A 7,389-nucleotide genomic window follows, 5' to 3' on the forward strand; every position below is an offset into this window, starting at 1 on the left:
ACCCTACCGAAGATCGCGGATGACCACCGCCGGCAAGCTACACCACGTCCAGGGACACGACCCGACGTCGCGCGTATTCGCCCGCTGGGCGTTGGACGTGCATGATTACGAGTATCTGGCGTAACGCTAGATCGGTTTCATTCCGAGGGCGCTCCGCGAGCCGCGCGAGCGCCTGACCGCGACGGAGGGCGCATCCGTGCACATCCTGATGGACTGCATCAAGGCGATCGACCGCGAAGTCGGGCTTCCGTTCGGGCGGTTCTTCCTGATGACTCACGGCAATTGGGGCGATTCCGATGTGGGTCAGGCCATAGCGCAAGGCTTGAAGGTTCAAGCGGGGGCGTCCGTCAGATTGCGATGCCGGTGAGTTTATGCACTGGGCGGATCGAACGTACAGCTTCTAATCTCTCAGAACATGCCGTTGTCCAAGGTGCGGGGACGTGCCGACCGCTCGAATGATTGGAGCGGATTGCTCTTAGAGCCAAGAGCCCTCCCGTCCTGTCAAAGAGGCCGCATCTGCTTCGCCTCGATTCCTGCGGCGCTTTTATCTGCCCTCGTGCGTGAGGCGGGCCGCGCAGGCGGGGCTCATGAAACACACGACCTTGCAGGAGCTGACAGGAAGGCCGTATCAGCGCTAGTGGCTCATCGATTGGCCGCCGAGGGGTTCGGCGCAGAGCGAAGAGAAATGGCCAATGCGTAGCGCAGGGTCCGATTGGAGATTGAGTTGCCACCTGGCAACTCACCCTGAATGCCATAGCGGTAAACCGGCGTTAACGTTAAAATCCTTGCCAATAAGCCCGACTCGGCCTCATTCTGCCTACGATCAAATGCCGTAGTTGGAATGGGCATCGTAGTTATGCAGAAAGCACGTAGCTCAAAGACTCTTACATCGGGGGCTAAGCCGCTGATGACGGATGTCATCGCCGGCGACGGCGCCGCGCTGTCAGCGGAACTGCTCGCTATGCGCGAGGCTCTTTTCCCGCCGGTTTCAAAGAAATCCCTTCGATCATTTTCCTCGGTAGAGGCTGCGAAGCTCATTGGAATTGCCGACGCCTATCTGCGGCAGCTGTCGCTGGGTGGTAAGGGCCCCCAGCCGTCGCTCGGGGCCGGAGGGCGTCGGTCCTATACACTCGAGCAAATCAATGAGTTACGCGTCACGCTAGAGGAGGGGTCGAAGGGAAAGAAGTACGTACCGCATCGCCGTGAAGCGGAGCACTGCCAAGTGATGGCGGTCGTGAATTTCAAAGGCGGTAGCGGAAAGACCACGACCGCCGCGCATCTGGCGCAGTATCTCGCCCTTCACGGATACCGGGTCCTGGCAGTCGATCTCGATCCCCAGGCGTCGCTGACAGCACTTCATGGCTATCAGCCTGAGTATGATATCCAGCCGAACGAGACGATGTACGCGGCGGTGCGATACGATGAAAATCGTCGCCCGCTAAAGGACGTCATTCGCAAGACCTATTTCGCAGGCCTTGATCTGATCCCAGCCAATCTTGAGCTGATGGAGTATGAGCACGATACGCCGCGGGCGTTAGCCGAGCGTGACGCGGAACCATTCTTTGGCCGGGTTGCTACGGCGCTTGGAACAGTCGCGGATGGCTATGACGTGATGATCCTGGATTGTCCTCCTCAGCTCGGTTTTCTAACGCTCGGCGCGTTATGCGCTGCGACAGGTCTTCTGATCACCGTGCATCCTCAGATGCTCGACGTGATGTCGATGTGCCAGTTCTTACTGATGGCGTCTGATATCCTGGGTGTGGTGCAGGAGTCCGGGGGGGATCTTGATTACGATTTCATTCGATATGTCGTCACGCGGTTTGAGCCCGCAGACGCGCCCCAGACGCAGATGGTCGCTTTCATGCGGTCGCTTTTCAGGGAGCGCGTGCTCAACAGCACGATGGTCAAGTCGACAGCGATCTCAGATGCCGGGCTCTCAAAGCAAACGCTCTATGAAGTCGGGCGGGAGAATTTTGGGAAGCAAACTTACGATCGCGCAATGGAATCGCTCGACGGCGTTAATGGCGAGATCGAGAATCTGATGAAACTAGCGTGGGGACGCGAGACATGAGCCGGAAGGACACGCTGAAGGCTATGCTGACCCGCAGAACAGACGAGTTGCCAGGTGGCAACTCGTCGTTAGAATTGGCCGCGCCGACGCCAGTGGCGCATGTGAGGTCAGGCGCTGTCGGTGCTATGGGTCGTTCGCTTGGACAAATAGCGACCGCCGCTGAGCGTGCAAGAGCGCTCGTGGCGTCTGGCGCCGCCGTCGTAGACATTCCGGCCGAGAAGCTCCTGGGATCCTTCGCGCAAGACCGTCTCGACGACGAGGGCACCGAATACGAGACGCTCTTCAATGCCATCAAGGAGTCCGGCCAGAAGAGTCCAATTCTCGTCCGGCCACATCCTGATAGGCCAGATTACTATCAGATCGCCTATGGCCACCGACGCGCAAAAATCCTCGCCAAGCTCGGACGGCCAGTGCGCGCGGTGGTCCAGGACTTGACCGACGAAGAGCTCGTTGTCATCCAAGGCCAGGAGAACTCCGCCCGCAAGGACCTCAGCTACATCGAGCGAGGTCTGTTTGCCATGACACTCGAAGATCAGGGTTTCGATCGCGCCGTGATCATGTCGGCGCTGAGCATGGAGAAGACACAGCTGTCGCGCCTTCTGGCATTGGCGAAGTCGGTTCCGAAGAGTGTTGTTCACGCAATCGGGCCCGCTCCAAAAGCAGGCCGTCCAAGATGGACAGCGCTCGCCGAGCGTCTGTCGGAACTCCCAGACATGTCGCGGCTGGACGAAGTGCTAGCCGACCCGAAATTTCAGCAGGCTGATACCGACCAGAGGTTCGTGCGTCTGTTCAATGCCATTGCGCCCAATAGGGGAGCCGCTAAGCCGCGGAAGGTCGCGGTAAAGACAGATGCCGGCAACAAGATCGCGACAGTCGAACGAGGGGGTGACACGGTCACCATCATCGTCGACGCCGATGGTTCACGTGAGTTTGGAGAGTTCATCGCGGCGAAGCTGCTGGAGCTCTACCAACAATTCGAGGAGAACAAGGAGGCGCCCATCTAAACAGCCGCTAACCCCTTAGGCCGCAAAAGAAAAAGGCCCCCGAAACAACGTCCCGGAAGCCCTTCTCAGTCCTTAAGCAAGCAGAGAATCGCACTTCCGCGAATCGCAGTCAAGAGTCCCATCGTGGGATGCGCTGTTTCGGCGAGCAGGTTTCTTTTGCCTCAACATAGGTAAAAGGAAATGCATACCCATATGCCCACGACGCCCTTCGGGCGGCGGTCGATGTCACTTGGCCTGTTGGCTAGCCAAGTGACAGCTCAGGCCGTCGCGTCCGATGTGGTGGTTCATAAATGGAAGGTCTTCCAACATATCCGGGAGGCCAGGGAAGCGATCGGCGCGACCGACCGCGCGCTCGCGATCCTCAGCGCGTTGCTGTCGTTCCACCAGGAGACGACGATGTGCGCGGATGGCGACCTCGTCGTCTTCCCGTCCAATGCACAGCTCAGCGACCGGGCGAACGGCATGTCGCCGGCGACGCTCCGCAGGCACATCGCAGTGCTCGTGCATTGTGGCCTGATAATCCGCAGAGACAGCCCGAACGGCAAGCGGTTCGCGCGCAAAGGGCCGGCAGGTGAGATCGAGCAGGCTTACGGCTTTGACCTGGCGCCCATTGTGGCCCGGGCGGATGAGTTCAAAAGACTCGCGGAGACCACGCAGGCGGAGAAAAAGGCCCTCCGGGTTCTGCGCGAACGGCTGACGATCGCACGGCGGGATGTCGTGAAGATGATCGCTGCCGGCATCGAAGAAGGGGTTCCTGGTGACTGGCGAGGATATCGCATGGCTTACCAGGACCTCATGGACCGTCTCCCGAGGTCAGCGTCGAAGGTAACGGTGGAGATTATTCTGACCGAGCTCAGCGAGCTTCGTGCCCTTGTGCATAAAACGCTGGAGGACTTCATAAAATCACAAAATTCAAACGCCAATGAGTCTCACAATGAGCGCCACAAACAGAATTCAAATCCAGACTCTAAAACTGAATCTGAACAAAGCCATGCGAAAAAAGAAGAAGGCGAAGCGTCTGGTTCTAATAACGTCCGCACGCTCCCGCAGCGGGAGCTTCCTCTGAACATCATCCTTGATGCCTGTCCCGAAATCCGGGGCCTTGCAGCAGGGGGAGAAATTCGAACGTGGCGTGATCTGCTCGCGACCGCGCAGCTGGCCCGGGCCTATCTCGGGATCAGCCCCAGTGCCTACCAGGACGCCTGTACCGCGATGGGAGAAGGCCAAGCGGCCACGGTCATCGCTGCGATCCTGCAGCGGACGGAGCACATTTCGTGCCCCGGGGGCTATCTACGCAGCCTGACGCAACGAGCGCAGGAGAGCAAATTCTCGACTTGGCCAATGGTGATGGCGCTTCTGCGGGCGAAGCTCGAGCAACAGCGTGACGGGGCAGGGGGTGTGCATGGCCGCTCGTCGTCGGCTGACGGGACTGATCCGGTGGGCAATCGGTGATGAGCACGCGTGACCCCGAACGGGGGGTGCTGGAAGGGCCCGCCTGGTTGCTTGGCTCGAGACTAGAGACCGGCCGCCTTGGTCAGGTTGACCCTGAACCGATCCCGTCGGCGCTGATAGCGGCGGGTCATTTCCGCGCTGGCATGGCCGAGCTGCCTCTGGACGTGCCGCTCGTCGACCTCGGCGGAAGAGGCGAGCCCGGCGCGCAGCGAATGGCCGGCGAATTTTTTCTCCCGTTCGCCCTCGGTGAGATCGCCGCGGACACCGGCGGCGAGCGCCGTGCGCTTGACGAGGCGTGCTACCTCGCGGTCGGTCAGGCGGTCGGGGCCAACGTCCTTGCCTTGCCGCGTCACGCGCCGGAACAGGGGTCCGTGGCCGATCTTCGCCAGCTTGAGCCAGGTTTCCAGCGCCACCACGGGGCAGGTGGCATCGGACGATCCACGCCCGACCTCGACCTCCCGCCAGCCGGTCTTGCCGCGGAGCGTCACGATCATCCCCTTGTCGAGGATCTCCACCCAACCGCGGCCGTCCTCGGTCTGGTCCCGGGCGACGTCGAGGCCGACGATCTCGGAGCGGCGCAAGCCGCCGGCGAAGCCAAGGAGCAGCATGGCGCGATCCCGCAGGCCGCGCAGCGCGCCGCGGTCGAGCGTCTCCAGCATGGCGATGACATCCTCGGGCAGGACCGCTTCCTTCTGCCGGGGCGGGGCGGCGTGGGTGTTGCGGATGCCCGTCAGCACGGTGGCGATATGCCGATCGCTCCGATCCAGCACCGCGCCGCGCTGGGTGTAGTTCCAGGAGATGGCGGACAGCCGGCGCTCGATGGTCGTGACCGCATTTGGCTCGCCACCCGGAATGGCGGCGCCCGACGCGCAGGCCGTGATGTAGAGCCCGACCACCTCCGGGGCAGGGGGGAGGGGCTCAAGGCCCTGCCGCCGGCACCAGGCGGAAAAGTGCTTCCAGTCGGAAGCATAGGCGCGACGCGTGTTGGCCGAGCTTGCGGCCTCGACGTAGTCCCGTGCGCGGTCTGCGAGGCGTTCGAGATGCGCCGGAAGGGCAGGGGAGGGGGCCTGCGATGCTACCAATGCCGTAGCCGGATCCGGAGGGCCGTCCTCATCGCCGAGCTGGTCAGGAGCGGGGTCGCTGCTCGCCACCATCACGCGACCTCGATGTCGGTTTGTGAGAAGTCATTGCCCTTGAACAGCAGCGGCACCCGGTACGCCCGCGCGCAGGCATACGACATGCAGTCGGCGAGGTTGAGCTGGGCCGGATGGCCGCGGTCCTTGCCGAAGGTCGCGAAAGCGGCGACGGCGCGCTTGGCGATGCTGGCGTTGATGGGAATTACGGAGATCCGCGCCTCCTCCAGGACCTGCTGGATGCGCACCTCGACGTCGACGGGGTCGACCTTGAGCAGTGTCGACAGACGCATCGCCGCTTCCAGGATGACCAGACCCGAGGTGTAGCGGCGCGGCGCGTCGGTGAGCTTGTTGGCGAAGACGACGGCGTCCGGCTCGTCGGCGAGGATTGAGACGATGACCGAGGTGTCGACGAACATCAGTGGCCCCACATCTCATCGACCTCGTCTTTGGTCATCTCCCGGCCGCCGGGCTGTGCTTCGGCCGCCAGCGCCGTGGCGATCTGCTTGAGACGGCTGGCCAGCGGCTCCTTGTCCTTCTCGCGTGTCAGCTCGCCCTCCAGGGCTTGGATCACGGCTTCGGTCATCGTAACCTTGCGCCGTGCCGCCAGCTGCTCGGCCAGCACGCGGGCGCGTTCATCACGGATCTGCAGCGTTCGCATCGCGGGCTCCTCTGTATGGACGTTCTTATCATGATGTATGGATGAAGTCATCCATACGCGCCCTGACCCGGGTTTGCCAGCTCGAAGTCCCCCGCGGGGACAGACCTCGCGCGCCAGGCGCTGTTGACCGATCCGCAGCTGGCAGAGCGGTTCGAAGCCTTCCACCTGCAGCACTGGAAGAACGATGCACGCCTCGCGCAGTTGCTGGCGAGCCTGGCGACGATCCTGCCGCTGCGGCGACCCTCGAATCTCGCGGCACCGGCGATCCGTACGCGGGTGCTCGATCTCACCGATGGCGTCACGGTGCGGATCTTCCGCCTGATCGAGACGGTTGCAGTCGAGGCGATCCGCTCCGGCGCAGAATGCATCACCATGGACAGCTTCCAGACCGAGGAACTGGTGCTGCCACTCGTCGCGATGACGCGCAAGGTCGAGGCGCGCCTTCAGCCGCGCGCCGGTCGATGACAGTGCGGCGCGAGCTTCCCCTCGCGCCCCGGCCCGAAGGCGATGAGCTGCTGTCGTCTTGGCAAGGTCGCGTCGCATGCCGCTATGACCTCATCCACGACGACCTTTCGAGGTGGCTTGGCGTCCTCCGAGACGACCGCTGTGCCGGATTCACCGAGCGGGACTTCGCACCCTCGGCCGAGATGGTGCAGGCTTGGGCGGCGTCGTGCCGATTTTCGGAAGAGCGCGTGCAGGCCCTCACGCTCTCCTCGCGGCCACGGTCGCGCAGCTGGTATGTCTGGGGGGAGGGGAGGGTGCCCGGCGCTTTCCAGCGGCCGGTCTGTTTGGCCTGTCTTGATGACGATGCCGCCGCCTGCCGCGACCATCATATCCGCCGGTCGTGGGCGCTGGTGGAGACCGTGGTCTGCGACCGCCATCATCGTATTCTCGATGAAGCCTGTCCGCACTGTTTCGATGATTCCGGTTTCCGCTTCGTTGTTCATGAGGCAGCAGCTCGGCTGGCCTGTGTCCGATGCGGCAGGCTTGCACGAGCGGCACCCCAGGGGCGCCGCGCCGGCTCCACAGGGCTCTTTGCCACCGTGTCGGCGCTGGTGGCGGCAACGA

The 7,389-nt window shown here is 62.6% G+C and carries 8 protein-coding genes; 5 read left to right on the plus strand and 3 right to left on the minus strand.

Annotated elements, in window-relative coordinates; translation table 11 throughout:
* The first annotated feature begins 907 nt into the window (after positions 1-907).
* From repA to repC, 3 genes are all read left to right on the plus strand, one after another.
* Positions 908-2,071, plus strand: coding sequence for a plasmid partitioning protein RepA (repA, locus tag V5F77_RS27935; RefSeq protein WP_011992911.1), 1,164 nt, complete (start codon positions 908-910; stop codon positions 2,069-2,071).
* Positions 2,068-3,075, plus strand: coding sequence for a plasmid partitioning protein RepB (gene repB, locus V5F77_RS27940; protein WP_011992912.1), 1,008 nt, complete (start codon positions 2,068-2,070; stop codon positions 3,073-3,075). The genes repA and repB overlap by 4 nt, the downstream gene beginning before the upstream one ends.
* A gap of 180 nt (positions 3,076-3,255) precedes the next feature.
* Positions 3,256-4,527: a plasmid replication protein RepC gene (gene repC, locus V5F77_RS27945; protein ID WP_011992913.1), complete on the plus strand. Its 1,272-nt coding sequence runs from the start codon at positions 3,256-3,258 to the stop codon at positions 4,525-4,527.
* Between the two features lie 62 nt (positions 4,528-4,589).
* Here the strand turns inward: repC and V5F77_RS27950 are convergent, their stop codons facing one another.
* Genes V5F77_RS27950 through V5F77_RS27960 form a run of 3 tightly spaced genes read right to left on the minus strand, consistent with a single transcriptional unit; the run spans position 4,590 to position 6,321 of the window.
* On the minus strand, positions 4,590-5,681 hold the full coding sequence (locus V5F77_RS27950; RefSeq protein ID WP_011992914.1) for a site-specific integrase: 1,092 nt from the start codon (positions 5,679-5,681) through the stop codon (positions 4,590-4,592).
* On the minus strand, positions 5,681-6,079 hold the full coding sequence (locus V5F77_RS27955) for a type II toxin-antitoxin system VapC family toxin (RefSeq protein ID WP_429008341.1): 399 nt from the start codon (positions 6,077-6,079) through the stop codon (positions 5,681-5,683). Before V5F77_RS27955 ends, V5F77_RS27950 begins: the two co-directional genes overlap by 1 nt.
* A complete protein-coding gene (locus V5F77_RS27960) occupies positions 6,079-6,321 on the minus strand; it encodes a type II toxin-antitoxin system VapB family antitoxin (protein WP_041577992.1) in 243 nt (80 codons plus the stop codon). The genes V5F77_RS27955 and V5F77_RS27960 overlap by 1 nt, the downstream gene beginning before the upstream one ends.
* 123 nt (positions 6,322-6,444) lie before the next feature.
* Between V5F77_RS27960 and V5F77_RS27965 the strand changes: the two genes are divergently transcribed.
* Positions 6,445-6,786, plus strand: coding sequence for a hypothetical protein (locus V5F77_RS27965; protein ID WP_348848206.1), 342 nt, complete (start codon positions 6,445-6,447; stop codon positions 6,784-6,786).
* Positions 6,783-7,389 (plus strand): TniQ family protein (locus V5F77_RS27970; RefSeq protein ID WP_429008342.1); only part of this gene is annotated, 607 nt, incomplete at its 3' end. The genes V5F77_RS27965 and V5F77_RS27970, both read left to right, overlap by 4 nt.

Source organism: Roseixanthobacter psychrophilus (assembly GCF_043195195.1).
Lineage (GTDB): Bacteria > Pseudomonadota > Alphaproteobacteria > Rhizobiales > Xanthobacteraceae > NCEH01.